The following is a 26569-nucleotide window of genomic DNA, read 5'->3' on the forward strand; positions in this document are numbered from 1 at the left end:
GGCGCTTCGATGTCCCGCGGGCAGGTTCCGCGCACCTGCCTGGTGTCGATGCCGTGGCACTCGCTGCACCGGCCATCCCTCGCACTCGGCGTACTGCGCGCGGCGTGCGCGCGGGAGGGGCTTCCGGTCCCGGTTTCCTACCACGGCAGCCTCGCCTTCGCCGACATGATGCTGCGGGCCGGCCTGACCGCGGGCGACTACGCGGAACTGGCGGACACCGGATTCCACCATTCACTCGGCGAATGGATCTTCGCGGGCGCGCTCAACGGACCCGATTTCGGTTACGCGGGCATGCGGGAGCTGGCCCGACGCGCCGGGTTGCCGTTCGACGCCGCCGCGGCGGTTCGTGAGCTCGCGGACGAATTCACCGATCAGGCCGCCGACGCGATTCTCGCCCACGAGCCGGAACTGGTCGGCTTCAGCGCGACCTTCAGCCAGACCGTCGCCAGCCTCGCGGTGGCCCGGCGGATCAAAGCACGGCAGCCCGGCGTGCAGATCCTGGTCGGCGGCTACTCGACCGACGGGCCGATGGGCGCGGCGCTGCACCGCGAGTACCCGTTCGTCGACTACGTCCTGCGCGGCGAGGCCGACGTGACGTTCCCGAAACTGCTGCTGGCCCTCGCCGAATGCCAGGCCACCGGCAGCCGCGACGGCCTCGACGACGTGCCCCAGCTGTGCTGGCGCGACGACGACGGCGCCACCCGGGTCAGTCCGTCGCCGTCCCGGCTGGTTTCGCCGGCGTCGATCACGATCCCGGACTACGACGACTGGTTCGCTGCCATTCCCGCGTCCGTCGCGGCCCGCGTCGAACCGGAGCTGGTCGTGGAGTCCTCCCGCGGCTGCTGGTGGGGCGCGAAACACCACTGCGTCTTCTGCGGCCTCAACGGCACTGCGATGACCTACCGCGCCAAGCCCGCCGAGTCCTTTGTGGACGAAGTGCTCGGACTGGTCCGCCGGCACCGGATCCTCGATATCACCACAATCGACAACATCCTGCCGAACGAGTACTACCGGTCGGCGCTGCCCGGGCTGGCCGGCGCCGGCCACGACCTGCGCATCCACTACGAAATCAAGGCCAACGCGCAGCTCGAGGACGTGGCCGCACTGCGGGCGGCCGGGGTGTGGGACGTCCAGCCCGGCATCGAGAGCCTGGTCGACGACGTGCTGCACCGGATGCGCAAGGGCGTCCGCGGCGCGCACAACGTGCGGATGCTGCGCGACGGCGCCTCGGCCGGGCTCAACATCAGCTGGAACTGGCTGTACGGGTTTCCGGGCGAACGCATGGCGGACTACGCCGCGGTCGTGGCCCAGCTGCCCGCCCTGGTGCACCTGCAACCGCCCAGCGGCGCGGCCCGTATTGCGCTGCAACGGTTTTCGCCCAACTTCGACGACCCACAGCAGGGCTTCACCGAGCGCCGCCCGGCGGCCGGGTCGCGCCTCGTCCACGACATCGACGACCCGGAGCGGCTTGCCGAGCTTGTTTACTCCTTCGACACCCCGGACCAGGGGCTCACGGCCGAGGAGGTCAGGCCGCTGGCCGACGCGCTGGCCGCGTGGACCGCGGGTTACGCGGGGAGCACGCTGATCGCCCGCACCATCGGCGACGTCGTGGTGATCCGGGACCGGCGCCACGGCTGGGCGCCGGCCGACCACGTGCTCGAGCACCCGCGTGAAATCGCGGCCTGGCAAGCATTGGAGACCGGCCGCGCCCCGCTCCGGGTCCTCGCCGAACAGAACCACGAACAGAACCACGAATGGGACCCCGACGAGTTCGACTACTGGCTTCGCGGGCTCGAGGAGGCCGGTCTGGTCTTCACCGACGGTACTTTGTGGATCACCCTGGCCACCTCGCCTGCCGTGACACGGAAGACCCACCTGCCGTTGTCGGTTCTCGCGCCGTCCGCCTGAAAGGAGCTGCATGCGCACCCAGTCCGCTCCGCACCCGGCGTGGCCCGAAACGGTCGAGCTCGACTTCGGCCGGATCGACGCCGGTCCCGACGACGCACTGCGGGTCGTGGCCGGGCTGGCCGGGAGTGCGCAGCGGCTACGGCTGCCGGAGCCGTTCTCCTTTGGCGAGGAAGCGCATCGCGACGCGACGATGGTGCGCCTGCTCGCCACCGCCGCGGCGGCATTCGTTCCGGTGGACTGGACCTTGCGGAAGTCGTTGCCGGGCACCATTCCCGAACGCGCGCTGTGCCATTTGCCGCCACCGCGGGACGACGGGGAACCCGGCCGCCGTTGGCGCGAAGCCCACGGCACGGGCACCTGCACCTACCGGTACGGCCCGGGATTCGTCCTCATCCACGACACCCGCCCGCGCGGCCCGATCAACCGCGTCCACGTCGAAGCCGGCTGGGTCGACGCTTTCCGGACCCTGGCCGGCACGGACCGGCCGCCGGCCGACGGGCTCGCGGCGGATCTCGTCGACCAGCTGGCGGCGCACCAGCTCGCGCTGCGGCTGGACGACCGGTACGCCGTGGTCCTGCCGTATCACGCGGACCGGCGTCCGCCACCCGGCCGGGAGCCGGGCCCATGACCGACGAGCCGACGCCGTCGGCCGGGCTGCGCGGGCATCGCGCGTTCCGGTTCCTGTGGACCGCGGACGCCGCGTCCCAGCTCGGCACCGCCGCCGCGACCGCGCTGGTGCCCCTGCTCGCCGCGACCACCCTCGGCGCCAGCCCGTTGCAGATGGGCCTGCTCACCGCGGCGGAGACCGTGGCGTTCCTGGTCATCGGCCTGCCCGCCGGCGCCTGGATCGACCGGACCCGCCGTCGCCGCGCGGTGCTCGTCGGCGCCGACCTCGTGCGGGCCCTGCTGTTCTTCGGGCTTCCGATCGCGGGCTGGGCCGGTGTGCTGGACTTCGGGCAGCTGCTCGTCACGGCGTTGCTCGTCGGCGTCGCGACCGTGTTCTTCGACGCCGCCTACCAGGCGTACCTGCCGGTGGTGATCGGGCTGGAGAACCTGGAAACCGGCTACGCGCGCTTGCAAGTCACCCTGTCGGTCGCCGCGGCCGCCGGACCCGGCATCGGCGGCGTGCTCACTCGCTTGATCGGTGCCGCCTCCGGCCTGGTGCTCACCGGGGCGGGCTATCTGGCTTCGGCCGCGCTCCTTTCGCGCGTCCGGGCCGACGTGCCGCCGATCCCGCCGCGGTCGCGGGAGGTGCGGCTGCGCACGGAGATCGCCGAGGGCCTGCGCTATATCGTCCACCACCGCCAGCTCCGCCCGATGGCCGTCGCGAGTTCCGTCGCCGCGTTTTTCACCGCGGGCATCATGTCGATGGAAGTCCTGTTCTTCACCCACGACCTGCGCCTGGACGCGGCGGGGGCGGGCGTGCTGCTGGCCCTTTCGGGCGTGGGCAGCGTCATCGGCGCCACGACGACCGGCCGCTGGACCCGCCGCCTCGGGGCGGCTCGCGCCAACTGGCTGGTGCCGGTGCTGACCTGGCCGCCCCACCTGCTGCTCCCGCTCGCCCAGCCCGGCCCGATCGGCCTGGCCATGGCCGCGACGGGAATCGTCATCCACGCCGCCGGGGCCACGACCTACAACGTGATCGTGATGACCCGCCGCCAGCACCTGACCCCGGACGCCCTGCGCGGCCGCGTCCACACGAGCATGCGCGTGCTGATCTGGGGAACCATGCCGCTCGGCGCGCTGGCCGCGGGCGTTTTCGCCGAGTCGGCAGGCACGCGCGTGACCCTGACGGTCGCCGTCGCCGGAATCCTCATCGCGATCGTGCCCGTCGTCCGGTCCTCGCGCGAAGGCTGAGTTTTACAGCGTGCGGTGCAGCCGAGTTCGGCATGATGACGGCATGGCAGACGGGAGTCCCGGGTACGAGCCCAACGGATTGCTCGGACGATTGGTCGGGTTCCGCCTCTTCTGCGTGCAATTCGTGCTGGACTACGTCCAGTTGCGTTTCGACGGCCCTGCTGAGGACATGCCCATCCTCAACTGCGACGCCCTGCCTGCCGTGACGATCTCGGGCCACACGGTCACCGACGGCCTTCCGGGCTACGCGGACGCCTTGCGTGCACTGATCCCGGGAACCGTGCTGCACACGCAGGAAGCCACCGGGATCGGCCTGCGGATCGAACTCGACAGCGGCGATCTCACACTGCATCCGACGCGCTCCGAACTCGTCGGACCCGAGATCGCGATACTGAACGGCTTCACCGACCGACGATGGATGTGCTGGCGCCCAGGTGAAGACTCCTTCGAAGACCTCGCCTGACGTCTTCAGACCGCTCTCGGCATCGTGCCGGCTCGCCGGCCGCGGCGGTGCGGCAGGCCCGGACCGCGCTCGAACTCGCCGGAAAATTCGACAGCCCGTTCGAACGTGACCGGATCGAGCAGCTGCTGGCCGAACTCGCCGCCGAATGAATCCCACCGGGACGGGCAGGTGCCAGTGCTACCGATCTTCGGCAGCGGGGGCCTACCCGCCCATGCGCGCGGCGCGGCTGACTCCGACGGAGGCACTGGATTTGTGAGGGTGCGGTCAGCTTGCCGCGTCGACGAGCATGACAAAGGAGAGGTCGGTTTTTCCACGCCGCCAAGGGTTTCGTAGCTAAACTGGCCTGACTCGTGGCTTCGACCAGCTGTGTATGGTTGCGCCGCGCCCCGAGTGGATCGCCGGGTTATAGGATCATGCCGTGGTTGGGAATGCCGACAAGCGACAGCACATCCTCGACGTGGCGACGCGCCTGGCGAGCACGGACGGGCTGCGCGGCCTGAGCGTGCGGTCCGTCGCCGCGGAGGCGGGGGTGGGGGCGACGACGCTGCGGACCTACTTTCCCTCGCAGGCATTGCTTTACCGCGCCGTCGCCGAGCGGTTGGTGTCTTTTGCGCTCAGTGATGACTGGATCGGGGATTCCTCGCTGGACCCGGGGGAGCGGCTGTACACGAGCTTGCGGCAGTTCCTCCCCAACTCCGAGAACCGGCAATACGCCCTCACAGTGTGGTTCGAGCTGATCACCCTCGCGGTCGGGCCCGATGCGAACACCGAGGTGCTCGAGCTGGTGAACTCCGGGCAGGCCGAGTCGGTCTCGATCGCGACTCGCTGGTTCAAGCAGCTGGACGACGACGGGTGCGCGTTGCGCGAGAGCCCGGAGGTGCTGGCGGACCGGTTCGAGACCGTGGTGGACGGGTTGCAGCTCAATCTCCTGCTCGACCCGGACGAAGCCGCGCTCGGGCGGGCGGAAGACACCCTTCGCTGGTTTGTGAAACAGGCCCTGGCCTGAGCGGAGCTGGAACATTACTGAGTGGGCTACCGGTCGACCACGCGCTCGGCGAACCACCTGATCGTGTTCTTCGCGGCATCGAGATCGGCTTGCCCAGGCTGGAAAAGCGCCCGCAGGTACAGCCCGTTCACGAGAGCCAGCGCGGACGACGCATAACCATCGACGTCCTCGGGGCGCAGGTGGCCACGGCCGGCGAGAACGGTGAGCCATCGGCGCACGCGCTCGGCCAGTGACCGTTGCGCGCTTTCCGCGATGGCGGGGGCCGACATCCGGTGCAGCTCGAACCAGCTCTCGACGGTTGCCCGCCGGCCGCCCGGTGGCAAGAGCTGGGCCAGGCACTCGAACAGCCGATCCGACGGGTCGCGCCGGTCGTCGGCGATCGCGAGGTCGTCGACGGGGCGGCGGGCCAGTTCCGTGGCGACCACAAGATGCAGCTCGGCCTGGGTGGGGAAGTAGTGGCGGAGCGTCGTCGCACCGACCCCCGCCGCCGCGGCGACGGCTCGCACGCTCAGTGAATTGAGCCCTTCGGCCGCGGCCAGACGGAGCGCGGCCTCGATGATCTTCTCCCGCGTGGCCATGCCGTCGAGTGTATCCGCACAGTGTGCGGTACGGTGTGCCGCACGCTGTGCGGGAGACGCCCGGCCGAACCAGGGGAGAAGACCCATGATCGAGAACTTGCAGCACTTCGTCGGCTCGTGGCCGGGCGCGCTCCAGTGGATCGGGGTCGCGCTGATCGCGACGATCCCGTTCGTCGAGAGCTACATCGGCAGCGTCATCGGCATTGTGATCGGGGTGCACCCGGTGATCGCGGCCATTTGCGCGGTGATCGGCAACGTCGCGATCATGATCGCCATCGCCTTCATCACCGATTCCGTGCGCAAACGCGCCACACGCGGAAAAGAGCGCACCACCACCCCGGGCAAGGCTCGCGTGAAGAAACTGTTCGACCGTTTCGGCGTGCCCGGCGTCGCCCTGCTCGGGCACCCGACGCAGATCTCGACCGCCGCGCTCATCGCGCTCGGCGCGCCCCGGAGCAAGGTGATCGTCTGGGAGCTGATCTCCATTGTGCTCTGGGGAACGATCGTCGCCGTCGTCGCCGGGCTCGGCATCAGCGCGCTGGCCTGAATTCACGCTGACCGATTTGAAAGGAACTGCAAGTGAACCTGGATGCCAAGACCGTCGAGGTGACCGTGGAAAAGCGGCGAGCCGGGTGGCCCGAGATCGTCGCGGGCGCCATCGTCTACACCCTGAGCTTCTACGTCGGCCCGCCGATCGTCAGCGCCATCACCCATGACTCGCCGGCTTCGAGCGGGATCGGCCTCGCCGTGCTTTCCGGGGTCATGGGCCTGCTCGGCTTTTTCGCCGCTTTCGCCCTCCGGTTCCGGGCCTGGCCCGCGTTCAACGTCCGCGCGATCCCGGCCCGCTGGATCTTCATTTCCCTCGGCTTCGGACTGCTCGCGCTCATCCTGAATCAGGCCACCAGCATTGTGTACGGGCTGCTCAGCGACGGCTCGGGAAACAACGTCCAGGGCGATTACCAGTCCGCGACCCAAGCTGGTGGACCGGCTTTCCTCTTGTATCTGCTGGGCATTGCCGTGTTGACTCCGCTGGGCGAGGAATTCCTGTTCCGCGGTGTGCTCGCCACCGCGCTCACGAAATACGGATCGTGGGTCAGCGTCCTCGGCAGCACCGTCGTTTTCGCACTGGCCCACGGCATCAACCTGGCCCTCATTCCCGCGATCATCGTCGGTGCGATCAACGGGATCCTCTTGGTGCGCACCAAATCGGTGTGGCCGGGTGTCATCGTGCACGCGGTCAACAACGGTGTGGGCGGCATTCTCTCCCTGCTGGTCAGCGGTGGGTGACGCCCTCGGTGGCGAACGCGGCGAGCGTCGGGGCCTTGACCGGGACGTCGCCCAGCGCCTCGTCGATCACGGTGAGCACGTCTTCGCTGAGGTCGACCCCCGATGCCGCCACGTTCGCGCGAACCTGCTCCGGCCGGGAGGCGCCGACAATCGCCGACGCGAGTTCGCCGCGCCGCAGCACCCAGGCCAGCGCCAGGGTCGGCAGGGTCACGCCGGCGTCCGCGGCGATCGGCACGAGCCGCTGCACGGCCTCCAGCGCGGCCTCGCTGAACACGATGTCCATCGACACGCTCATGCTCTTGTCGGCGAGCCGGGAGTCCGCGGGCACGGGCTGGCCGGGCTGGTACTTGCCGGTCAGGATGCCCTGCGCGAGCGGCGACCAGACGATCTGGGAGATGCCGTTGGCCGCGCAGAGCGGGAACACCTCGGCCTCGGGCGCCTGCCAGAGCATGGAGTACTGCGGCTGGGAGGAGACGAACAGGTCCGGGCCGGCCAGGTCGATGGCGGCCTGGATCTGCTCGGGGGTCCACTCGCTGAAGCCGAGATAACGCGCCTTGCCCTGCTCGACCACCTTCTGCAGCGCCTCGACGGTCTCCTCGATCGGCACGCCGACGTCGAACCGGTGAGCCTGGTACAGGTCGACGTAATCGGTGCGCAGCCGGGCCAGGGAGGCGTCGATCTGCTTGGCGATCTGGGCGCCTGACAGGCCCCTGTCGGTGTCCGACATCTGGCCCCAGACCTTGGTGGCCAGCACGTATCCCTCGCGCTTGTGGCCGGACAGGATCTCGCCCCAGACCGACTCGGCGGCGCCGCGGCCGTAGACGTTCGCGGTGTCGAAAAAGGTGATGCCGGCGTCGAACGCGGCTTCGGTGCAGGCCCGGGCCCGGTCGGCCGCGACCCCGCCCGAGTAGGTCAGCCACGACCCGAGCGAGATCTCCGAAACCTCGAGGTCCGAGCTGCCGAGCTTGCGGTAACGCATGATCCCTCCGGATTCCCGCGGCACGGTGCCGCTCCTTCGAGCTTAAGATCTTTTCGCGCGTCTGCCAGGCCTCAGCAGGGTGCCCTTCAGCGCGTCCGGCGGGCTTATCGTTGAGGTATGCCTGAGCACGCCGACACGGAGAAACCCCTGGGTGCGTTCCTGCGGGCGCGGCGTGAGCTGCTGGACCCGGCGGAGCTGGGCCTGCCCGATTACGGCCCGCGACGGGTGCCCGGCCTGCGCCGGGAGGAGCTCGCGCAGCTGGCCGGGGTCAGCCCGCACTACTACGCCCGGCTGGAGCAGGGCCGGGACCGCAATCCGTCCCCGGTAGTGCTCGAGGCGATCGCGAAGGCCCTGCAACTGGACGAGGACGCGCTCGGCCACCTGCGGCAGCTGGCCGCGCCCGCGCCCCGGCGCCGACGGCGGGCCTACCGTCCGGAGAAGGTACGGGCCGGACTCGCGGAACTCATCGCGAGCTGGACGGATCAGCCCGCCGTGGTCATCGGCCGGCATCGCGACGTGCTCGCGGCTAACGACCTCGCCGCGGCGCTGAACCCGGGGTTCACGCCCGGGCGAAACCTCCTGCATGACGTATTCCTCGATCCGGCCGCACGGGACATTTACCTCGATTGGTCCGTGATCGCGCACGGTGCGGTCGCCGGGGTCCGCTCCACCGTGGGGTCCGAATTGGACGATCCTCATCTGACCGACCTGATCGGCGAACTTTCCCTGAAGAGCGAGGAATTCCGGGCGATGTGGGCCCGGCACGACGTGGCGGAACGCACCGACGGCGTGAAGCGGTTCAACAACCCGCTGGTCGGCGAGGTCGTGGTGAACTTCCAGGCCTTGGCGGTGACCGGCGCGGTCGGGCAGATCCTGTACATCTTCTCCGCGGAACCGGGTTCGGCCTCGGCGCAGTCGCTTAGCTTGCTGGCAGGGATTGCGGCCACTGCGAAGCGCCGTCCTAGCTGAGGCCGGGGCGCGCGTGTGGCGGCCGCACGCGCGTCCCGGGGCTCTCACTCGAAGGCGTTGACGCCGGTGAGTTCGGCCGAGATGTCCCACAGCCGGGCTGCCGAGGCCGGATCCGCCGCGTACGGGTGGAGGCCGGATTTCATGGCGTCCGGAGCGCTGGGGTCGACGATTTCGGCGACCTCGTTGTCCTCCAGGTAAACGCCGCCCTTTCCACCCAACTGCGCCGAGGTCGCGGCCCAGGCGGCGGTCGCCGCGCCCGCCTGCGGCGACTTCCACTGGATGAGGTGGTTTCCGTCCCGGTCGATCCAGCCGAGCTGGATCTGGTCCGCAGGGGACACGTGGCGCTGCAGGTTCGTCCGGATTCCGCCCGGGTTGAGCGAAAAAGCACGCACCCCCGACGCTTCGCCCAGCTTGTCCAGGTGCAGCGCGAACAACGCGTTCGCGGTCTTGGACTGGCCGTACGCGTGCCATTTGTCGTATCCGCCGGTGAAGGCGAGATCGTCCCACCGGATGTCGGAGAACTTGTGCCCGCGCGAGGAGTACGCGACCACACGGGCGCCATCGCCGGCGGACAAGGCTGGCCAAAGCCGGTTCGCCAGGGCGAAATGGCCGAGGTGATTGACTGCGAACTGGAATTCCCAGCCCGGCCCGACCCGGGTTTCCGGCGCGGCCATCACGCCGGCGCAGTTGATCAAGATGTCGATTTCGCGACCGCCGTCGAGGAACCGGTCGGCGAAGGTCCGCACCGAGGCGAGATCGGCCAGGTCGAGTTCGCCGATCTCGACCCGTTCCATGTCGTCGAGGGCCTTTTTCGCTTCGTCGACGCGCCGGGCCGGGACCACGACGGTCGCGCCGGCCGCGCTGAGCCCGCGTACGTCCTCGATCCCGACGCCCGAATATCCCCCGGTGACGACGGCGAGCTTGCCGGTCAGATCAACACCGGCCAGGACGTCGCCGACGGTGGAAGCCGGCCCGAATCCGCTGCCGATGGGCTGTTGTGCACTGGTCATAACCCAACCGTAAGAAGCTTCGCGGCCCACAGCCACGCCCTGGCAGGGCGACCATATCCGGTGTCCGAAGAGGACGGTCTGGGCCGGGACCGGCTGAACAAGCGTCGCGTGTGGACTGTCCACGTCGCTCGAGATCAGTGCGGGAACACGCGCCGCGGCCTGTGGATGACGGTGTCGCGGTGAGCCTCGATGGCGAGCATCACGTCGACCATCGTGCCGGTGTCCTCGAGCTGCGCCAGGTAGCCGACGGACGCGGCGAGCGCGGGCAGGTCGACGGTGAAATACAGGCCCATCAACGGGTTCACGAACAGCTCGCTGCCCTCGGTGCGCGTCGTGAAGGCCACGTCCCCGAACTCGCCGCGTAGCGCCGCCGCGATCTGGCCGTTCACGATGCTCGGCCGCATCGGCGTGGCGGCCTGCGCGTGGGCGACGGCATCGACGTACGCCCGCGCTTCCGGTGAGGCCGACGGGATCGACAGCGCGCCGAGGTACCCGCCGGCCCGGTCCAGCGAGGCCAGGTTCTCCAGCACATGCGCGTGGCAGACGCCGTGGTAAGCGTCGATGCCGAAGCCCAGGCAGACCACGAGCCGGTCCACCGCGTCCAGGCCGGACACCGCGGCGAGGCTGGTCATATCCTCTTCGGGGGTGCCGAGACCGGCCTCGTCGCCGCGCATCAGGATGTCCGTGCCGCCGTCCACCAGCACGATCGCGTCCACGCCGAGGTGCTGCACCAGCGCGCGGTACGCCTCGCGCAGCGGCCGCGCGCCGGTGCGCGGGAACGCGTGCACGGTTGATGGCAGATCCTGCTCGGAAAGCCACCGCGCGAGCGTGCGCTCGGGGAAGTAGTCCTCGCTGCCCACGCTTTCGGGCCCCACTGCGGCGACACCCGGAGCGACCCAGTCGTCCAGGTCGAGCGGGGCCAGTTCGCTGAACGACAGGTTCGCCAGGTGCACCCGCTTTCCCTGCGCGCGCAACGCGAACGCCAGCGGCAGCCCGGCGTAAACGTCGAAGCCGCCGCCCGCCCCGGCGATGAGCACGGAGGACGCGGGTCTCAGGCGGGCGAACAGCGGCGGTTCGGCCAGGGAGAACATCTTGCCAGCCTACGGGGGCCGAGACCCAGGCAATTCAGGTCTCCGCCCAGGGAGCCGCTGACGTCGCTCGTTGGGGTGTCCTCGCGCGTGTCCGGCCGGGCGGACGGCGCCGGGACCGACACACTCGTCGCGGTGATGAACACGTCGATGGACGATGCCGGCCGCTGCCTGCTCTCGGTGGCCTGGAACATCCGGAGCAGCTTCTCCCGCGACGCGCCGAACAGCGTGGTCGACCGTCAGGAGCGGATCCGCGAGAACCTCCGCGACGTCTGCCGCTCGGCCGGGCACGGGGCCTGCGCCTGGGCGGGCCGGCACGGTCCGGGCACCGAAGCCGACTACCTGCCGTTCCTGCGGCTGGCCGACCTGGCCTACGAGATCGACACGCTGCTGGCCCTCGTCGGCCGCTCGCTGGTCCCCGACCCCGAGCGGGAAGCCCGCCGCTGGGCGGAAATCGACGTGCTGGTCACTCGCGCGGACGTGCTCGCGGAGGGCACGGCGGTTTTCCTGCGCGAGCCCGTGGCCGTGACCTGCTGAGCCTTCACCGCTCACGGCGCAGCGCGATGACGTTGTCGGTCACCTCGGCGACCTGACCGTCCGGCCCGGTGGCGGTACGCCGGGGCGCATCGAGCCGTTCGACGCGCCAGCCCGGCCCCAGCCCCAACTCGTCGGCGGTCTCTTGTGGCGTGGGGAAAACCTGCTCGCGGTTCCAGGACCACGGCGCGGCCGACCCATGGTCGACGACCAGCAGCAGCCCGCCCGGGACCACCGCCTCGGCCGCCCGCCGCAGGACCCGCTCGCGCGGGAACTCGACCGGGCTGTGGAAGTAACTGGCGGACACCAGGTCGAACGTGCCGTCCGGGAAACTGCGGGAAAGATCGTGACAGGCCACGGAGATCCGCTCGGCCACCCCGTCGGCCTCAGCGGCTTCGACGATCCGCGCCAGCGCCGTCTCCGACACGTCGACCGCCGTGACGCGCCAGCCGCGCCCCGCGAGCCAACGCGCGTCGCCTCCGTGACCGCAGCCCAGGTCCAGCGCCGTGCCGGGCTCGGGACACAGCGCTGGGACGATGTCGGCGAAGACCGCGTTGGGCCGTGTGCCCCAGCTGGGATCCGTGTGCTGGTAACGGTTTTCCCAGAACTGCGTGCTTTCGGTGGTCATGGTCTCCACCGTCGGCCGATCGGGGCCGGAGCGCAAGGAAACTTGCCATTACGGCAAACGGTCAGCCCGTCCATCCGGTGTGGTGCAGCCAGTCCTCGAAGGTCATCAAGCCGGGGTGCAGGCGACGCAGGAGGCCGACGTCCCGGTCTCGGGCGTAGACGTCCCGGTCGGCGAAGAACCGGAACATGGCCGCGTAATCGTGGCTGAACTCGGGGACGGCGGCGTGCAGCTCGTCCGGCGGCATCGGGGTGTACGTGCTGGGGGTGCCGGTGACCCGGGTGAAGGCGGCGGCGATCTCGGCGCCGGTCAGGCTGTCGCCGATCACCGCGAGGTCGCGGCTGCCCCAGGACTGCCAGTTGCCGAACATGTGGCCGGCGAACCAGGCGATGTCGTCGAGGGCGACGAGCGGGTAGCGAGCGGCGCCGAGGGGGAGCCGGAAAGCCAGGCCGCCCCGGCCGTCCGGGCGGGGAGCGAGCCGGTCCCGCAGGTTCTCGTAGTACGGCGCTGTGGTCAGTACCGAGACGTGGGCGGTGTACCAGCCGTCGGCCTCCTTGCGGAGCATCTCTTCCGACCGCATCAGCCCGATGTGGGCGGCGACGGCGGCTTTGCTGTCGAAGTGGGGGACCGGGTGGCCGGTCAGCGTCACCGGACTGTCCAATGAGGACCAGATGAAGCGGTCCACGCCGGCCCGCTCCGCGGCGGCCAGCAAATGCAGCCCCTGCTGATACTCACCGAGCGCGCTGCCCGTCGCGAAGAAATCGGTGTTGGCGAACACGCGGTCGGCCTGCCCGAGCAAGGCGTCGAGGTCGGCCGGATCGGCGCCGACGAGTCGCACGCGGCCGGGCGCCGTGGCGGCGAGCCGGGTGGCATGGGCGGACTCCGGATGGCGGCTGGGCACAGTGAGGGGGGCGTCGGTGGTGGCCAGCAGGTGCCGGACCAGGTGACGGCCCATGGCCCCGGTGCCGCCGACGACCAGGACGTGGGTCATCGTCTTCCCTTCTCCTGGTTCAGGACGTGTTCGGCCACCTGGGCGTGGGTGGCGACCCACACGTCGGCGGAGTCCCGGAGGCGGTCGAGAATCTGGCCGGCCATGCCCGCGAGCAGCGGCCGGCCGCCGACGTGGGCGTGGACGGTCAGGTGGAAAACGCCCGGGCCGGGGGCGGCGAGCAGCTGGTTCAGCAGCTCAAGGTGCAGGTCGCGGTAGGCGTACGGGCCGGCCGCCGCGTCGCGCACGTCGGAGTGGTCGCTGTGCATGAGGGAGGCCAGCGGGCCGTGCGCGGTGGACAGGACCTGCGGGAGATCGCGGTCGCTGTGGTCGCCGGTCCAGCGGTAGCCGGCCTCGGCGAGCAGGCCGGCCGTGTGCTTCGAACCGGTGGCGCGCGGGCTCATCCACCCGGTCGGCCGTACGCCGGTGACGTCGCGAAGGACGTCGGTGCAGCGGCGGATATCGGCCCGTTCGGCCTCGACGTCCAGCAACGCGGGCACCATTTCCTGCGCCCAGGCGTGCGCGGCGATTTCATGGCCCGCCCGGTGCACGGCCCGGACGGTGTCGGGGTGCCGCTCGGCCACCAGCCCGTTCACGCCGACGGTGGCGGGCAGGTCGCCGAGGACGTCGAGCAGCCGCCAGATCCCGGTGGTCACGCCGTAGTCCGCCCAGGACGTGCTGTGCGTGTCGTCGACGTCGGGCAACGGCCACGCCGCGGCCATCGGCGCGTACGCGGGCCAATGCCCCGGCGACCACAGCTCCAGCGCGACGGTGACCAGCGCGGCCACCTTCCGCCCGCCCGGCCAGCCGATCCCTGCTGTCATGCGCTTCCCTTGTTCGGTGGCTTACGCCGGGGACGCTAATGAGCCGGCAGGTACCTCCAGGTTCCTGGCGCCGGGCTACCGTCGGGGGCATGCGTGAGTACCCCGGCAGCGTCTTCCTCGCCGACTGCCCGGCCCGGCTGGCGATCGAGATCATCGCCGACAAGTGGGCGGTGGTCGTGCTGTTCGCGCTGAGCCGCCAACCGTGCCGGCACGGGGAGCTGGTCGACCTGATCGGCGGCATCTCCCGGAAAGTCCTGACCCAGACGCTGCGCCGGCTGCGGGGATACGGCCTGGTCGACCGCCACGCCGAGGCCGGGAAGGTCGAGTACGCGCTGACCGACCTGGGCCGGACCCTGGTGCAGCCGATCGCCGTGCTGACCCAGTGGGCGCACGAGCACGGCGCGGCGGTGGCGGGATTCCAAGAGTCCACAACGGACTGAATCGCGCGGCGCGCTTCCATACCCCCTCGAATACCTGGCCTGGTGGCCTTGTGGTAATGGAGCCGACGAACGCTGCAAACGCCGGTCTACGCTCCATAGTGGACAATTTCCGTGATGCGCCGGTTATCTGCGGGTGATCACCGCCGCCCCGTTTTTCCGCGGATTTCCCGGCGCTCGACGAAGCCGGCGCGAGTAGCGGTCACATCACGGTAAGTGTGCGAATGTCACGCATTGCAGGATCACCCCTCAGAGTGGCCGACGCGGCGATCCCTGGAACAAGGCCAGGTTTCGGTGGCTCAGAGTAGGGAAATCCCGTCGGCGCCGCCGCGTTACATCACTCTTTAGTGGTGAAATTGCGGAAAACGTGGTCACTGTGGCGGCTGATCCGGCGGCCCGCGCCGATGATCTTGTTTTGTTATTCCCGGGGCCCTTGCTAGCGTCGCAGTCTCGCCGGTGATCGACAGTTACGTCCGGTCACGCGCGGATTCGGGGATCCGCCGGTGGACCCATTCTTGATGTTCGGAAGGACAATTCATGCGCTCTGCCCTGCTGCGCGGACGGACCTTCGTGGTCGCTGCTCCGGCACTGGCCCTGCTCGCCACCTCGGCCCCCTCGGCCGTCGCCGCCGATTCGCCGGCCGGGTCGGCCTACGGCGCGTCCGCCTCGGTCTCCCTGCTGGCCGGGGTGCTGGGGAACAAGGGGATTTCCGTGGAGACGGGCAAGCTCGCGCCGTCCAGCACCGACGGCCCCACCTCGGCCTCGGTCGTGGACGTGCCGCTGAAGGGCCTGGTCACCGCCAAGGCCGTGACCAGCTCCGCGAAGCAGATCGACGGGCCGGTGCAGGCCAAGGCCGCCATCGTCGACGCCACGCTGCCGGTGCTGGCGCCGCTCGCGGGCAGCACGCCCAAGGCGAGCGTGATCAGCTCCGAGTGCAAGTCGACGGCCGACGGCATCACCGCGTCCTCCGACCTGGCGAACCTCGACCTCGGCCGGATCGGCAAGCTGCCGGTGGGCTCGGGCCCGAACCAGAAGATCGGCGTGCCCGGCATCGTGCAGGTGATCGTGAACGAGCAGATCAAGCACGCCGACGGCAGCCTCACCGTCAACGCGCTGCACGTGAAGCTCCTGGGCGGCACCACCCTCGGCGCGCTGGGCAGCGGCGACATCGTGCTCGCCTCGTCCACCTGCGGCAAGGTCGCGCCGGCCGTGGTCACCACCCCGACCGCGCCCGCGAAGCCGCCGGCCCAGGGCCCGGGCCAGGTCACCGTCGTGCCCGCCGGCGCGCCGGAGACCGGTGACGGCACCCTGGCCGCGGTGACCGAGCAGTGACCCGTTCCCGGTTCGGGCTCTTCGCCCTGCTGCTGGCCCTCGTCGCGAACTTCGCGCTGCTCGGCTGCGGCTCATCGGAAACAGCACAGCCCGCGCCCGCGCCCGCCGCGGCCGCCGCCCCGGCCGCCGGGCTGCCGCGCTCGGTCCCGGTGTCGGTCGACGTGCCGAGCATCGGCGCGCACTCCTCGCTGGTGCCGCTCGGCCTCAACGCCGACAAGACGGTGCAGGTGCCGCCGGTCGACCAGCCGCTGCAGGCGGGCTGGTACTCCTACGGCCCGACGCCGGGCCAGGTCGGCCCCGCGGTGGTGCTCGGGCACATCGACGGCAACCACCAGAAGGGCATCTTCTGGCGTCTGCACGAGGTGAAGAAGGGCGACCAGATCGTGGTCGGCCGCCAGGACGGCTCGAAGGCCACCTTCACCGTGAGCAAGGTGGACCAGATCGCGAAGCAGTCGTTCCCCACCGAAGCCGTATATGGCAACACCACCGCGCCGGAGATCCGGCTGATCACCTGCGGCGGCGCGTTCGACGCCTCGGCGCACAGCTACCTGGACAACATCATCGTCTACGGCTCGCTCGACACCTGAGCCGTTCCCCCGCGAAAGGGGCCTGGACGTCCGCCCTCCCCTGCGGACGTCCGGGCCCCTTTCCCTTTGCGGCGTCAGCCCGCGACCAGCGCCAGCCCTGCAGCGGTGAGCACCGCGGGCATCCGCAGTCCGGGCCGGCCGGGCCGCTCGGAGCGGACGAACCCGTTGTGCGCCAAGGCGTGCGCGGCGTACTGGTCGCAGCACGGGAGCCCGTCGACGAACAGGTCCGGCTCGGCTCCGTACCCGATCTCGCCGCGCCCGGCGGCCACGGCCCGGAGCATCGCGATCGCGCGCCGGCTGACGGTGGTTTCCATGGCTGCCTCCCTGGCGGTTCCGCTCGGTGGTCTTGCCTGTGCGTCGAAGGAGAGGCCGCCGTTTCGACAGGCATTCGGAGCCCGGACCTAATCTGACGGGAGAACGTCGCGACGAAGGGACCCGCCAGATGCTGATCGACGACCTCCAAGCCGTGCTCCCGGGGGACCGGATCGTGCGGGATCCCGACGTCATGCGCAGCTTCGCGCACGACGAGGCGGAGTGGGCGCCGTACGCGCAGCCCGCCGTCGTGGTCCGGCCGCGCTCGGCCGACGAGGTGCAGGCGACTGTGCGGCACTGCATCAAGCACGGAACGCCACTGGTCACGCGGGGCGCGGGCACCGGGCTGTCCGGCGGCGCCAACGCCGTCGAGGGTTGCGTGGTACTGGTGCTGGATCGGATGACGGCGATCCGCGAGATCGACCCGGTCGAACGGCTCGCCGTCGTCGAGCCGGGAGTGGTGAACGACGACCTGCGCGCGGCCTGCGCCGCCCAGGGCCTCTGGTACCCGCCGGACCCGGCCAGCTCACCGTGGTCGACGATCGGCGGCAACGTGGCCACCAACGCGGGCGGCGTCTGCTGCGTGAAGTACGGCGTGACCCGCGATTACGTGCTCGGCCTCCAGGTCGTCACCGGCACCGGCGAGCTGGTGCGGCTCGGCCGGCGCACCGCGAAGGGCGTGGCCGGCTACGACCTCGCGGGCCTGATGGTCGGCTCCGAGGGCACCCTCGGCGTGGTCACCGAGGTGGCGGTGCGGCTGCGGGCCCAGCGCGCGCCCGAGCGGACCGTCGCCGGTTACTTCGATTCCACCGTCGCCGCGGGGGAAGCCGCTGCCGCGATCGCCGCCGCCGGCGTGGTGCCCTCGGCGCTGGAACTGGTGGACCGGCACTGCCTGGCCGCGGTCGACGCGTGGAAGAACATGGGCCTTTCCGCCGACGCCGAGGTGGTGCTGCTGGGCCGCAGCGACGCGCCGGGCGAGGCGGGGGACCGCGAGGCCACCGTGATGCTGGAGTGCTTCGAGAAGGCGGGCGCGACCTGGGCGGCGCAGTCGTCCGACCAGGAGGAGGCCGACGCGCTGTTCGCGGCCCGGCGCCTGGCGTACCCGGCGCTGGAGCGGCTCGGCCCGGTACTCACCGAGGACGTCTGCGTGCCGACGCACCTGGTCCCGGAGATGCTCGCGCGCATCGACCTCGCGGCGAAGCGGCACGACACGCAGGTCGCCAACATCGCGCACATCGGCGACGGCAACCTCCACCCGCTGCTGATCACCCCGGCCGGGGACGAGGACGCCCGGCGGCGCGCGCAGGCGGCGTTCGACGACATCGTGGCCGACGCCCTCGCGCTCGGCGGCACCGTGACCGGCGAACACGGGGTCGGGCTGCTCAAGCGGACCGGCCTCGTCCAGGAGCTCGGGCCGGCGGTGCTGGAGCTGCACCACGCCGTGAAGAAGGCTCTCGACCCACACCGAATCCTCAACCCGGGGAAGGTGGTCGGCTTTCACTCGGGCGAGTGAAAGTAAACAGTCCACAAAGGACATTCAAGCGATTGTGACGGTTCTCTCGCAAACGATTCCGAAACTTGGTTGCCTTACGCAAGCAAGTTGCTTAGCCTAGCTAAGGGAACTGAGCGAGAGAGGTCTTCGACTGTGGCGGAGCGCAGAACTTATTCGGTCGCGGAGCTGGGGCCGCGGTACAAGTGGATCGCGCTGTCCAACACGACGCTGGGCATGCTGATCGCGACGATCAACTCGTCGATCGTGCTGATCGCATTGCCTGACATCTTCAAGGGCATCGGGATCAACCCGCTGGAGCCGTCCAACACCAGCTACCTGCTGTGGATGATCATGGGATTCCTCGTGGTCACCGCGGTGCTGGTGGTGAGCTTCGGGCGGCTCGGCGACATGTACGGGCGGGCCAGGATGTACAACCTGGGCTTCGCGGTCTTCACGTTCTCCTCGATCATGCTGGCCATCACCTGGTTCGACGGTGACGCGGCCGCGCTGTGGCTGATCGGCTGGCGGATCGTGCAGGGCGTCGGCGGCGCCTTCCTGATGGCCAACTCGTCGGCGATCCTGGCCGACGCCTTCCCGTCCAACCAGCGCGGGCTGGCGCTGGGCATGAACGGCGTCGCGGCCATCGCGGGCTCGTTCCTCGGCCTGGTCATCGGCGGCGTGCTGGCGCCGATCGACTGGAACCTGATCTTCCTGGTGTCGGTCCCGATCGGGGTCATCGGCACGATCTGGGCGTACCTGAAGCTGCACGACACCGGCATCCGCCAGCACGCGCGGATGGACTGGTGGGGCAACATCACCTTCGCCGTCGGCCTGATCGCGGTGCTGGTCGGCATCACCTACGGCATCCAGCCCTACGGCTCCTCGCCGACCGGCTGGGGCAGCCCGATGGTGCTGTCCTGCCTGATCGGCGGCATCGCGGTGCTGATCGCGTTCATCGTGATCGAGACCAAGGTGGACAACCCGCTGTTCCGCCTCTCGCTGTTCCGGATCCGGGCGTTCAGCTGGGGCAACCTGGCGAACCTGACCGCCTCGCTCGGCCGCGGCGGGCTGCAGTTCATCCTGATCATCTGGCTGCAGGGCATCTGGCTGCCGCAGCACGGCTACACCTTCGAGCAGACGCCGCTGTGGGCGGGCATCTACATGTTGCCCATGACGGTCGGCTTCCTGGTCTCCGCGCCGACCTCGGGCATCCTGTCCGACCGGATCGGCAGCCGGCTGCTGGCCTCGGGCGGCCTGGTGCTGACGGCGATCACCTTCGTGCTGCTGATCATCCTGCCGGTGAACTTCAACTACTGGTCGTTCGCCGCGATCCTGCTGATCAACGGCATCGGCATGGGCATGTTCTCCTCGCCCAACCGCGCCGAGGTGATGAACAGCCTGCCGGCGGACGCGCGCGGCTCCGGCTCCGGCATGATGACCACCTTCCAGAACGCGGCCATGGTGCTCTCGATCGGCTTCTTCTTCAGCCTGATCATCGCGGGCCTGTCGAACAACCTGCCGGCGGCGATGAGCGCGGGCCTGACCGCCCACGGCGTCCAGCCCGGCGCGGCCGACCAGATCGCGCACCTGCCCGCGGTCGCCGTGCTCTTCGCGGCGTTCCTCGGCTACAACCCGATCCAGCAGCTGCTGGGCGGCCAGCTCGCCACCCTGCCCCCGGACCAGGCCTCGTTCCTGACCGGCCGCAGCTTCTTCCCGAACCTGATCTCCGGCCCGTTCCAGGACGGCCTCGCGGTGGCGTTCGGCTTCGCGATCGTGGTGTGCCTGATCGGCGCCGTCGCTTCGCTGCTCACGAAGAGCAAGAAGTCGGTGTCGTCGGAGTCGGTGGGTGAGGAACTGGCCGCGGTGGCCGGTGAGTCCGGTGGCGGGCCGAGCGAGCTGGTGGCTCCTTCCAGCGAACGCTGACTCGGCCGGTAACAACACGCGAAACCGCCCCGGGACACCTCGTCCCGGGGCGGTTTTTGTTGCCGTGGAAGGGTTTTACCAGCCGAACGAAGCCCGCTCGATCTTCACCGGATGCTTGGGCGCCCCGTCCAGCGGCCCGTTCGGGTCGGTCGGGATGATGCCGTCCGCGACCATCCGGTCCAGCGCCGACATCCCGCTCACCACGGTCCCCAGCACCGAGTACTGCGCCGGGATGTGCGCGAAGGAATGCACGATGAAGAACTCCGACCCGTTGGTCCCCGGCCCCTGGTTCCCCATGGCCACGGTGCCGCGCGGGTACGTTTCCGCACCGGTGACCTCGTCCGGGAACTTGTAGCCGGGGCCGCCCTTCTCCACCTCGTAGATGTCGCCGCACTGGAGCACGCCCAGCCGCGAAGAGTTGGACAGGCGCCAGCACTGCGAACGGTCGTAGAAGTGCTGCAGGACCAGGCTGGCCATGTTCGCCACCGCGCACGGGGCCGCGCCGCCGCTGTTCAGGCGCATGGTGACCGGGCCGTAGTTGAAGCGGAAGGTGACGTCGATGGTCCCGCGCGTCAAGGCGAACGGGAGCGGCCGGACCACCGGGCGGGCGGCCGGGTTGTCCGGCGTCGGCGTGAAGGTGCACCGGACCACGGGCGGTGCGGGAGCGGCAGAGGCCGGGGCGGCGAACAGCGCTACCCCGGCCACGACCGAAAGAATGAGAGCAACCCAGCGCGACTTCATAGCCCCGCAAGGTAGCGAACGGGGAACTACTTACGCCAGGCCGTGCGGCGCTTGCGGATGTCGAGCACCAGCAGGAACGCCAGGAAGATCGCCAGGCCGACGAGCCACACGTTCTCGGTGTTGTTCTCGTGGTTGCCCTTGAGCATGAGCAGCAGCACGACCACGCTGACCCAGCCGGCGACGCGGGTGGCCTTCGGGAACGAGCCGTGCCAGCCCCACTCGGCCGAGGGCTCGTCGCGGGGGTCCACTTCGGGCCGCTTCTCGATCGCCTTGCCTGCCACGATCACTCCTCCTGACCCGCTGGACCTCGTACCCCCGAATGATCCCACACCGCCGGGTGCTCCGCGGACACGGCCCGCGCCACCGCGGGCGATAATGAGCGGCGATGACTACCTCGCGAAGCGTCCTCGTGCTCGGCTCGACCGGGTCCGTCGGGGCCCAGGCCCTCGACGTCGCCGCCCGTAACCCGCACCTGTTCACCGTGGCCGGGATCGCCGCCGGCGGGTCCGACCCGCAGGCGCTGGCCGCCCAGGCGCTGGCCCACGGCGTGGCCGCCGTCGCCGTGAGCAGGCCCACGGCGGTGGAGGACCTGCAGCTCGCGCTGTATGCCGAGGCCCAGCGCCGCGGCTACTCGAAGGGCGAGTTCCGCATCCCGCGCATCTTCGCGGGCGCCGACGCCGTGACCGAACTCATCGACGCGGTGAACGTCGACGTCGTCCTGAACGCCCTGCCCGGCTCCCAGGGCCTCGAGCCGACGCTGAAGGCACTGGCCACCGGGTCCACGCTCGCCTTGGCCAACAAGGAGTCGCTGATCGCGGGCGGGCCGCTCGTGCTCGCCGCCGCGAAGCCGGGGCAGCTCGTGCCCGTCGACTCCGAGCACTCCGCCATCGCGCAGGCGCTGCGCGCGGGCCGGGAAAACGAGGTGGCGCGGCTCGTGCTCACCGCGTCCGGCGGCCCGTTCCGCGGCCGGCAGCGCGCCGACCTCGCCGACGTCACCGTCGAGCAGGCGATGGCGCACCCGACCTGGTCGATGGGCCCGCTGATCACCATCAATTCCGCGACGCTGGTCAACAAGGGCCTGGAGCTGATCGAGGCCGCGCTGCTGTTCACCATCGAGCCCGCGCGCATCGACGTCACCGTGCACCCGCAGTCGATCGTCCACTCGATGGTGACCTTCACCGACGGCTCGACGATCGCCCAGGCCAGCCCGCCCGACATGCGGCTGCCCATCGCGCTCGCGCTGCACTGGCCCGAGCGCGTGCCCGGTGCCGCGGCCGCCTGCTCCTGGGACACGGCGGCGAGCTGGACGTTCGAGCCGCTCGACAACGAGGCGTTCCCGGCCGTCGAGCTGGCCCGCCACGTGGGCACCGAGGGCGGCTGCCTGCCGGCCGTCTACAACGCCGCGAACGAGGAGGCGGTGGCCGCCTTCCTGGCGCAGAACGCCGGTTTCACCTCGATTGTGGACACTGTTTCGCAGGTGGTGGAAGCCGCCGACGAGTGGCGTCGCGTGCCGCGTGACGTCGAAGATGTACTCGCCGCCGAGCGCTGGGCTCGCGCGCGTGCAGGGACAATGCTGGGTAAGGGGAAGTAGCGCGTGCTCGCCTACATCATCGGGGTGGTGCTGTTCGCGCTGGGGATCTGCATCTCCGTCGCACTGCACGAGGCCGGTCACATGCTGACCGCCAAGGCGTTCGGCATGAAGGTCCGGCGCTACTTCGTGGGCTTCGGGCCCACGGTCTTCTCCTTCCGCCGCGGCGAGACGGAGTACGGCCTGAAGTGGATCCCGCTCGGCGGGTTCTGCGACATCGCCGGCATGACGGCGCTGGACGAGGTGACGCCGGACGAGGCGCCGCGCGCGATGTGGCGGTTCAAGACCTGGAAGCGCACCGTGGTGATGTCCGCGGGCTCGATCACCCACTTCCTGCTCGCCTTCGTGGTGCTCTACCTGATGGGGATCACCATGGGCCTGCCCAACATCAACCCGGTCAGCGACCCGGTGGTCCAGTCGACCTCGTGCGCTCGGGCCGCCACCAACACCCAGCAGCTCACCGACACCAGCTGCCCGGCGGGCGCGCCCACCCCGGCGAAGACCGCGGGTGTGAAGGCCGGCGACAAGATCCTGTCGGTCGCGGGCAAGCCGACGCCGCAGTGGAGCGACGTGCTGGCCATCGTCCAGGCGTCCGGCGGCCCGACCCCGATCACCGTGCAGCGCGGCAACCAGACGCTCAACCTGACCGTCGACATCCCGCGGGTGCAGCGGCTGACCACCGACGGGACCGTGCGCCAGGTCGGCATGATGGGCGCGTCCACGCAGACGCCGCCGCAGTACCTGCACTACAACGGCGTCACCGCGATCGGCGCCACGTTCTCCTTCACCGGGGAGATGTTCAGCCAGACCGCGCAGCGCCTGGTCCAGTTCCCCGAGCGGATCCCGGCCGTGGTCAGCGCGATCTTCGGCGGCGAGCGCGACCCGAACACCCCGGTCAGCGTCGTCGGCGCGAGCCGGATCGGCGGCGAGGCCGTGCAGAACGGGCTGTGGCAGCTGTTCTTCTTCCTGCTGGTCAGCTTCAACTTCTTCATCGGCGTGTTCAACCTGCTGCCGCTGCTGCCGCTGGACGGCGGGCACATCGCCATCGCCTGGTACGAGCGGGTGCGCGACTGGCTCCGCGGGCTCCGCGGCAAGGCGGCGGGCGGGCCGGTGGACTACACCAGGCTGTCCGCAGTCACGATGGTGATCGTCGTGCTCGGCGGTGGCATCACGCTACTGACGGTGACAGCGGACATCGTCAACCCGATCCGCTTGCAGTAGCGGGCCGTACCGGCCGGGGCACGACCCGGCCGGTGCCGCCCGGACAGGGCGTAATACTGCTCACCGTGACGGCTGACTTCGTTGAATGTCGTCCGGTCGGTGTAGGTACGCTGGGGTCGTGACCGTCGCGCTAGGTATGCCCGCTCTGCCGCCCCCCGTCCTCGCCGAGCGCCGCAAGACCCGCCAGCTCAAGGTGGGTTCGGTCGGCGTCGGCAGTGAGTCCCCCATCTCCGTCCAGTCGATGACGACGACGCTGACCTCCGACGTCAACGCCACCCTCCAGCAGATCGCCGAGCTGACCGCGGCCGGCTGCGACATCGTCCGGGTCGCGTGCCCCTCGGCCGACGACGCCGAGGCCCTGCCCGCGATCGCGAAGAAGTCGCAGATCCCGGTGATCGCCGACATCCACTTCCAGCCCAAGTACGTGTTCGCCGCGATCGAGGCCGGCTGCGCCGCCGTGCGCGTGAACCCGGGCAACATCCGCAAGTTCGACGACCAGGTCAAGGAGATCGCGCAGGCCGCGAAGGACCACGGCACGCCGATCCGGATCGGCGTCAACGCCGGCTCGCTCGACAAGCGGCTCCTGGAGAAGTACGGCAAGGCGACGCCCGAGGCGCTGGCCGAGTCGGCGCTGTGGGAGGCCTCGCTGTTCGCCGAGCACGACTTCCACGACATCAAGATCTCGGTCAAGCACAACGACCCGGTGGTCATGGTGCGCGCGTACGAGCTGCTGGCCGAGCAGTGCGACTACCCGCTGCACCTGGGCGTCACCGAGGCCGGGCCCGCGTTCCAGGGCACGATCAAGTCGGCCGTCGCGTTCGGCGCGCTGCTGCGCCAGGGCATCGGCGACACCATCCGCGTGTCGCTGTCCGCCCCGCCGGTCGAAGAGGTCAAGGTCGGCATCCAGATCCTGCAGTCGATGAACCTCAAGGAGCGCAAGCTCGAGATCGTCTCCTGCCCGTCCTGCGGGCGGGCGCAGGTGGACGTCTACACGCTCGCCGAGCAGGTCACCGCCGGGCTCGAGGGCATGGAGATCCCGCTGCGCGTCGCCGTGATGGGCTGCGTCGTGAACGGCCCGGGCGAGGCCCGCGAGGCCGACCTCGGCGTCGCCTCCGGCAACGGCAAGGGGCAGATCTTCGTCAAGGGCGAGGTCATCAAGACCGTGCCCGAGCACGCGATCGTGGAGACGCTGATCGAAGAGGCCATGCGCATCGCCGAAGCGGCGGGCGAGGGCATCGGCGAAGGCGCTCCGAGCGTCACCGTCGGCTGATCCGCTCTTAAGGCCGTCAAGGCCTCCTTACCCGCGTACAACGCAGGCAAGGAGGCCTTGACGGCATTTGCCAGGTCAGCCCTGCAAGTGGTGCTGCGCGGCGTCCTTGATCTGGATCCGGACGTTCTCCAGCGCCGCGGCCACGTCGTCGATCTGCTGCGACGCCAGCTGGATCGAGCCCTGGATGGCGGTGGCCGTCGAGGTCTCGCCGAGCAGGCCGAGCACCTGGGACTGCAGGTCCGCGAGCTCGCTCTTCGTCGCGAGGGCGATGCCGGTGGGCACCTGGTCGGCCAGCTGCTCGAGCTGCTGCGCCTGCTCCTGGATGGTCATCACGAACTCCGCTTCGTTTCCGGGTGGGGACCCCGCCTCCGTGGTAGCAGAAACCCGGCCCTCGCGGCTTACGCTGGTCAGGTGAGTCACAGCTGGGCGTCGCACGCGCCGCACCCGTTGGTGCGGCCGTTGGTCACGCGCTACATCGGCTACGCGCAGGAGAACGTGACCCTCTCCGTCCACCGTGGACTGCCGTCGCGGCACGTCACGCTCATCATCAGCCTGGAGCAGCCGGTCCGGTTCGCCGGAGAGCCGGGGGAGGGCGCGCTGCAGGGGCTCGTCGGCGGCCTGCACACCGCGCCCGCGCTGATCACGCAGGACCGGGTGCAGCGCGGCCTGCACCTGGAGCTGGACCCGTTCGGCGTGCGGACGCTGCTGGGCGTCACGGCCGCCGAGCTGAGCGGCCAGATCGTCGACCTCGCCGATTTCGGCGGTGACCTCGCTTCGCTGCCCGCGCGGCTGGCGGAGGCGCCGGACTGGCCCTCGTGCTTCGCGATCCTCGACAACGTGCTCGCCGCGCGCGCCGTGGAGCCTGCTTCGCCCCCGCCGGAACTGGGGGAGGCCTGGCGGCTGATGCGGCGCAGCGGCGGCCGGGCGCGCGTCGCCGATCTGGCCGGGGAGGTCGGCTGGAGCCGCCGGCACTTCGGGGAGCTGTTCCGCGCGGAGACCGGGCTGGCGCCGAAACAGGCGTCTCGTGTGCTGCGGTTCGAACGCGCCGGGCAACTGCTGCGCGGCGGCCTCCGGGACCTGGCGGACGTCGCCGTCGAAGCGGGTTTTTACGACCAGGCGCACTTTTCCAACGAATGGCGCTCGCTGGCCGGCTGTTCACCGCGGACGTGGATCGCCGAGGAGCTGCCGTTCCTGGGCCTGACGGAAGAGCCTGCTTACTGAAGCGGCCGTCGCGGCGAAGGCGGTGTGGCGCGGGAGAAGCAGCTCCGGCAGTCCTGTGCGCGGTCGCGTGCTTCGCCCAGCTCGTCCGACAGCTCGTCGCGGAAGGCGCACCGGGCCGGGATCATGGACCTCGCCTGCGAGCATTCGGGCTCGAGCAGGCCGCTGTCCGGGTCGGCCAGCTGCTCGCGGCGGTACCGGTGGTTGCGGGTGTCGCGCGCCCAGAAGTGGATGGCGTACAACGCGTGCTCGACCTCGGCCGGGGGCAGTTCGCCCGTGACCCATCCCGTCATGCCTCGCCGATCACCCATCATACTGCGCCGTTCATCGCC

Annotated in this window: 30 protein-coding genes; 18 read left to right on the forward strand and 12 right to left on the reverse strand. The window is 70.2% G+C overall.

Annotation, left to right across the window (positions count from 1 at the left end; genetic code table 11):
- The first annotated feature begins 9 nt into the window (after positions 1-9).
- From OG371_RS27760 to OG371_RS27780, 5 genes are all read left to right on the forward strand, one after another.
- The gene (locus OG371_RS27760; protein ID WP_329058151.1) at positions 10-1908 is read left to right on the forward strand and encodes a RiPP maturation radical SAM C-methyltransferase; all 1899 of its coding nucleotides are present in this window, start codon (positions 10-12) and stop codon (positions 1906-1908) included.
- Positions 1909-1918: 10 nt separating this feature from the next.
- Positions 1919-2536: a DUF5825 family protein gene (locus OG371_RS27765; protein WP_329058152.1), complete on the forward strand. Its 618-nt coding sequence runs from the start codon at positions 1919-1921 to the stop codon at positions 2534-2536.
- Positions 2533-3765: an MFS transporter gene (locus OG371_RS27770; RefSeq protein ID WP_329058153.1), complete on the forward strand. Its 1233-nt coding sequence runs from the start codon at positions 2533-2535 to the stop codon at positions 3763-3765. Before OG371_RS27765 ends, OG371_RS27770 begins: the two co-directional genes overlap by 4 nt.
- Before the next feature lie 115 nt (positions 3766-3880).
- Positions 3881-4228, forward strand: a complete 348-nt coding sequence (locus OG371_RS27775; RefSeq protein ID WP_329058154.1) for a hypothetical protein — start codon at positions 3881-3883, stop codon at positions 4226-4228.
- 418 nt (positions 4229-4646) lie between these two features.
- Positions 4647-5234, forward strand: coding sequence for a TetR/AcrR family transcriptional regulator (locus tag OG371_RS27780; RefSeq protein WP_329058155.1), 588 nt, complete (start codon positions 4647-4649; stop codon positions 5232-5234).
- A gap of 26 nt (positions 5235-5260) precedes the next feature.
- On the opposite strand, the gene OG371_RS27785 is transcribed toward OG371_RS27780, so the two are convergent.
- Positions 5261-5812, reverse strand: coding sequence for a TetR family transcriptional regulator C-terminal domain-containing protein (locus tag OG371_RS27785; protein WP_329058156.1), 552 nt, complete (start codon positions 5810-5812; stop codon positions 5261-5263).
- An 85-nt stretch (positions 5813-5897) separates the two neighbouring features.
- On the opposite strand from OG371_RS27785, the gene OG371_RS27790 reads away from it, so the two are divergent.
- A complete protein-coding gene (locus OG371_RS27790; protein WP_329058158.1) occupies positions 5898-6359 on the forward strand; it encodes a hypothetical protein in 462 nt (153 codons plus the stop codon).
- A 32-nt stretch (positions 6360-6391) separates the two neighbouring features.
- Positions 6392-7099 (forward strand): CPBP family intramembrane glutamic endopeptidase, encoded by a 708-nt coding sequence (locus tag OG371_RS27795; protein WP_329058159.1) that lies wholly within the window; start codon positions 6392-6394, stop codon positions 7097-7099.
- Here OG371_RS27795 and OG371_RS27800 read toward each other — a convergent pair.
- Positions 7086-8078, reverse strand: coding sequence for an aldo/keto reductase family protein (locus OG371_RS27800; protein WP_329073277.1), 993 nt, complete (start codon positions 8076-8078; stop codon positions 7086-7088). The two genes, OG371_RS27795 and OG371_RS27800, sit on opposite strands and share 14 nt — an antisense overlap.
- Before the next feature lie 117 nt (positions 8079-8195).
- Here OG371_RS27800 and OG371_RS27805 point away from each other — a divergent pair, with 117 nt between their 5' ends.
- Complete coding sequence (locus OG371_RS27805) at positions 8196-9047, forward strand: helix-turn-helix domain-containing protein (RefSeq protein ID WP_329058160.1); 852 nt, start codon at positions 8196-8198, stop codon at positions 9045-9047.
- A 44-nt stretch (positions 9048-9091) separates the two neighbouring features.
- On the opposite strand, the gene OG371_RS27810 is transcribed toward OG371_RS27805, so the two are convergent.
- Both OG371_RS27810 and OG371_RS27815 read right to left on the reverse strand, forming a co-directional pair.
- Positions 9092-10057 carry an oxidoreductase gene (locus OG371_RS27810; protein WP_329058161.1) on the reverse strand — a complete coding sequence of 322 codons (966 nt, stop codon included), beginning with the start codon at positions 10055-10057 and terminating at the stop codon, positions 9092-9094.
- A gap of 134 nt (positions 10058-10191) precedes the next feature.
- Positions 10192-11148 (reverse strand): DUF1152 domain-containing protein, encoded by a 957-nt coding sequence (locus OG371_RS27815; protein ID WP_329058162.1) that lies wholly within the window; start codon positions 11146-11148, stop codon positions 10192-10194.
- A gap of 87 nt (positions 11149-11235) precedes the next feature.
- Between OG371_RS27815 and OG371_RS27820 the strand changes: the two genes are divergently transcribed.
- Positions 11236-11682, forward strand: a complete 447-nt coding sequence (locus OG371_RS27820; RefSeq protein ID WP_329058163.1) for a hypothetical protein — start codon at positions 11236-11238, stop codon at positions 11680-11682.
- A gap of 4 nt (positions 11683-11686) precedes the next feature.
- On the opposite strand, the gene OG371_RS27825 is transcribed toward OG371_RS27820, so the two are convergent.
- The 3 genes from OG371_RS27825 to OG371_RS27835 form a co-directional block, all read right to left on the reverse strand.
- Positions 11687-12307 (reverse strand): class I SAM-dependent methyltransferase, encoded by a 621-nt coding sequence (locus OG371_RS27825; RefSeq protein WP_329058164.1) that lies wholly within the window; start codon positions 12305-12307, stop codon positions 11687-11689.
- Between the two features lie 61 nt (positions 12308-12368).
- Positions 12369-13295, reverse strand: a complete 927-nt coding sequence (locus tag OG371_RS27830; RefSeq protein ID WP_329058165.1) for an NmrA family NAD(P)-binding protein — start codon at positions 13293-13295, stop codon at positions 12369-12371.
- Entirely contained in the window at positions 13292-14116 is an 825-nt protein-coding gene (locus tag OG371_RS27835; RefSeq protein WP_329058167.1) for a polysaccharide deacetylase family protein, read from the reverse strand. Before OG371_RS27835 ends, OG371_RS27830 begins: the two co-directional genes overlap by 4 nt.
- Positions 14117-14205: 89 nt before the next feature.
- On the opposite strand from OG371_RS27835, the gene OG371_RS27840 reads away from it, so the two are divergent.
- From OG371_RS27840 to OG371_RS27850, 3 genes are all read left to right on the forward strand, one after another.
- On the forward strand, positions 14206-14556 hold the full coding sequence (locus tag OG371_RS27840) for a winged helix-turn-helix transcriptional regulator (protein ID WP_329058168.1): 351 nt from the start codon (positions 14206-14208) through the stop codon (positions 14554-14556).
- A gap of 534 nt (positions 14557-15090) precedes the next feature.
- Complete coding sequence (locus OG371_RS27845; RefSeq protein ID WP_329058169.1) at positions 15091-15885, forward strand: choice-of-anchor P family protein; 795 nt, start codon at positions 15091-15093, stop codon at positions 15883-15885.
- Positions 15882-16472, forward strand: a complete 591-nt coding sequence (locus tag OG371_RS27850; RefSeq protein WP_329058170.1) for a class F sortase — start codon at positions 15882-15884, stop codon at positions 16470-16472. Before OG371_RS27845 ends, OG371_RS27850 begins: the two co-directional genes overlap by 4 nt.
- Positions 16473-16546: 74 nt before the next feature.
- On the opposite strand, the gene OG371_RS27855 is transcribed toward OG371_RS27850, so the two are convergent.
- A complete protein-coding gene (locus tag OG371_RS27855; RefSeq protein ID WP_329058172.1) occupies positions 16547-16786 on the reverse strand; it encodes a hypothetical protein in 240 nt (79 codons plus the stop codon).
- A gap of 128 nt (positions 16787-16914) precedes the next feature.
- On the opposite strand from OG371_RS27855, the gene OG371_RS27860 reads away from it, so the two are divergent.
- Together OG371_RS27860 and OG371_RS27865 are read left to right on the forward strand one after the other, a co-directional pair.
- Positions 16915-18297, forward strand: a complete 1383-nt coding sequence (locus tag OG371_RS27860) for an FAD-binding oxidoreductase (protein ID WP_329058173.1) — start codon at positions 16915-16917, stop codon at positions 18295-18297.
- Between the two features lie 132 nt (positions 18298-18429).
- Positions 18430-20199: an MFS transporter gene (locus OG371_RS27865; protein WP_329058174.1), complete on the forward strand. Its 1770-nt coding sequence runs from the start codon at positions 18430-18432 to the stop codon at positions 20197-20199.
- A 75-nt stretch (positions 20200-20274) separates the two neighbouring features.
- On the opposite strand, the gene OG371_RS27870 is transcribed toward OG371_RS27865, so the two are convergent.
- Together OG371_RS27870 and OG371_RS27875 are read right to left on the reverse strand one after the other, a co-directional pair.
- Positions 20275-20940, reverse strand: a complete 666-nt coding sequence (locus OG371_RS27870) for a peptidylprolyl isomerase (protein ID WP_329058175.1) — start codon at positions 20938-20940, stop codon at positions 20275-20277.
- A 26-nt stretch (positions 20941-20966) separates the two neighbouring features.
- Positions 20967-21221 carry a DUF2631 domain-containing protein gene (locus tag OG371_RS27875; protein ID WP_329058176.1) on the reverse strand — a complete coding sequence of 85 codons (255 nt, stop codon included), beginning with the start codon at positions 21219-21221 and terminating at the stop codon, positions 20967-20969.
- A gap of 104 nt (positions 21222-21325) precedes the next feature.
- On the opposite strand from OG371_RS27875, the gene dxr reads away from it, so the two are divergent.
- From dxr to ispG, 3 genes are all read left to right on the forward strand, one after another.
- On the forward strand, positions 21326-22531 hold the full coding sequence (dxr, locus tag OG371_RS27880) for a 1-deoxy-D-xylulose-5-phosphate reductoisomerase (RefSeq protein ID WP_329058177.1): 1206 nt from the start codon (positions 21326-21328) through the stop codon (positions 22529-22531).
- A gap of 3 nt (positions 22532-22534) precedes the next feature.
- On the forward strand, positions 22535-23749 hold the full coding sequence (locus OG371_RS27885) for a M50 family metallopeptidase (protein WP_329058178.1): 1215 nt from the start codon (positions 22535-22537) through the stop codon (positions 23747-23749).
- A 136-nt stretch (positions 23750-23885) separates the two neighbouring features.
- Positions 23886-25019, forward strand: coding sequence for a flavodoxin-dependent (E)-4-hydroxy-3-methylbut-2-enyl-diphosphate synthase (gene ispG / locus OG371_RS27890; protein WP_329073278.1), 1134 nt, complete (start codon positions 23886-23888; stop codon positions 25017-25019).
- A gap of 75 nt (positions 25020-25094) precedes the next feature.
- Here ispG and OG371_RS27895 read toward each other — a convergent pair whose 3' ends face one another.
- Complete coding sequence (locus OG371_RS27895) at positions 25095-25349, reverse strand: hypothetical protein (RefSeq protein WP_091628189.1); 255 nt, start codon at positions 25347-25349, stop codon at positions 25095-25097.
- An 81-nt stretch (positions 25350-25430) separates the two neighbouring features.
- Between OG371_RS27895 and OG371_RS27900 the strand changes: the two genes are divergently transcribed.
- On the forward strand, positions 25431-26240 hold the full coding sequence (locus OG371_RS27900; RefSeq protein ID WP_329058180.1) for a helix-turn-helix domain-containing protein: 810 nt from the start codon (positions 25431-25433) through the stop codon (positions 26238-26240).
- On the opposite strand, the gene OG371_RS27905 is transcribed toward OG371_RS27900, so the two are convergent.
- Complete coding sequence (locus tag OG371_RS27905; protein WP_091628186.1) at positions 26234-26530, reverse strand: hypothetical protein; 297 nt, start codon at positions 26528-26530, stop codon at positions 26234-26236. The two genes, OG371_RS27900 and OG371_RS27905, sit on opposite strands and share 7 nt — an antisense overlap.
- Positions 26531-26569: the final 39 nt, after the last annotated feature.

The organism is Amycolatopsis sp. NBC_01480, from assembly GCF_036227205.1.
GTDB lineage: Bacteria > Actinomycetota > Actinomycetes > Mycobacteriales > Pseudonocardiaceae > Amycolatopsis.

What these genes read in the sequence shown, in the direction of transcription:
- OG371_RS27805 (WP_329058160.1), top strand. Translation starts at nt 8,196, where the DNA reads ATGCCTGAGCACGCCGACACGGAGAAACCCCTGGGTGCGTTCCTGCGG.
- OG371_RS27810 (WP_329058161.1), bottom strand. Translation starts at nt 10,057, where the DNA reads ATGACCAGTGCACAACAGCCCATCGGCAGCGGATTCGGGCCGGCTTCC.
- OG371_RS27770 (WP_329058153.1), top strand. Translation starts at nt 2,533, where the DNA reads ATGACCGACGAGCCGACGCCGTCGGCCGGGCTGCGCGGGCATCGCGCG.
- OG371_RS27800 (WP_329073277.1), bottom strand. Translation starts at nt 8,078, where the DNA reads ATGCGTTACCGCAAGCTCGGCAGCTCGGACCTCGAGGTTTCGGAGATC.
- OG371_RS27785 (WP_329058156.1), bottom strand. Translation starts at nt 5,812, where the DNA reads ATGGCCACGCGGGAGAAGATCATCGAGGCCGCGCTCCGTCTGGCCGCG.
- OG371_RS27835 (WP_329058167.1), bottom strand. Translation starts at nt 14,116, where the DNA reads ATGACAGCAGGGATCGGCTGGCCGGGCGGGCGGAAGGTGGCCGCGCTG.
- OG371_RS27825 (WP_329058164.1), bottom strand. Translation starts at nt 12,307, where the DNA reads ATGACCACCGAAAGCACGCAGTTCTGGGAAAACCGTTACCAGCACACG.
- dxr (WP_329058177.1), top strand. Translation starts at nt 21,326, where the DNA reads ATGACTACCTCGCGAAGCGTCCTCGTGCTCGGCTCGACCGGGTCCGTC.
- OG371_RS27860 (WP_329058173.1), top strand. Translation starts at nt 16,915, where the DNA reads ATGCTGATCGACGACCTCCAAGCCGTGCTCCCGGGGGACCGGATCGTG.
- OG371_RS27830 (WP_329058165.1), bottom strand. Translation starts at nt 13,295, where the DNA reads ATGACCCACGTCCTGGTCGTCGGCGGCACCGGGGCCATGGGCCGTCAC.
- OG371_RS27790 (WP_329058158.1), top strand. Translation starts at nt 5,898, where the DNA reads ATGATCGAGAACTTGCAGCACTTCGTCGGCTCGTGGCCGGGCGCGCTC.
- OG371_RS27815 (WP_329058162.1), bottom strand. Translation starts at nt 11,148, where the DNA reads ATGTTCTCCCTGGCCGAACCGCCGCTGTTCGCCCGCCTGAGACCCGCG.
- OG371_RS27895 (WP_091628189.1), bottom strand. Translation starts at nt 25,349, where the DNA reads ATGACCATCCAGGAGCAGGCGCAGCAGCTCGAGCAGCTGGCCGACCAG.
- OG371_RS27905 (WP_091628186.1), bottom strand. Translation starts at nt 26,530, where the DNA reads ATGACGGGATGGGTCACGGGCGAACTGCCCCCGGCCGAGGTCGAGCAC.
- ispG (WP_329073278.1), top strand. Translation starts at nt 23,886, where the DNA reads ATGCCCGCTCTGCCGCCCCCCGTCCTCGCCGAGCGCCGCAAGACCCGC.
- OG371_RS27845 (WP_329058169.1), top strand. Translation starts at nt 15,091, where the DNA reads ATGCGCTCTGCCCTGCTGCGCGGACGGACCTTCGTGGTCGCTGCTCCG.
- OG371_RS27870 (WP_329058175.1), bottom strand. Translation starts at nt 20,940, where the DNA reads ATGAAGTCGCGCTGGGTTGCTCTCATTCTTTCGGTCGTGGCCGGGGTA.
- OG371_RS27840 (WP_329058168.1), top strand. Translation starts at nt 14,206, where the DNA reads ATGCGTGAGTACCCCGGCAGCGTCTTCCTCGCCGACTGCCCGGCCCGG.
- OG371_RS27765 (WP_329058152.1), top strand. Translation starts at nt 1,919, where the DNA reads ATGCGCACCCAGTCCGCTCCGCACCCGGCGTGGCCCGAAACGGTCGAG.
- OG371_RS27855 (WP_329058172.1), bottom strand. Translation starts at nt 16,786, where the DNA reads ATGGAAACCACCGTCAGCCGGCGCGCGATCGCGATGCTCCGGGCCGTG.
- OG371_RS27760 (WP_329058151.1), top strand. Translation starts at nt 10, where the DNA reads ATGTCCCGCGGGCAGGTTCCGCGCACCTGCCTGGTGTCGATGCCGTGG.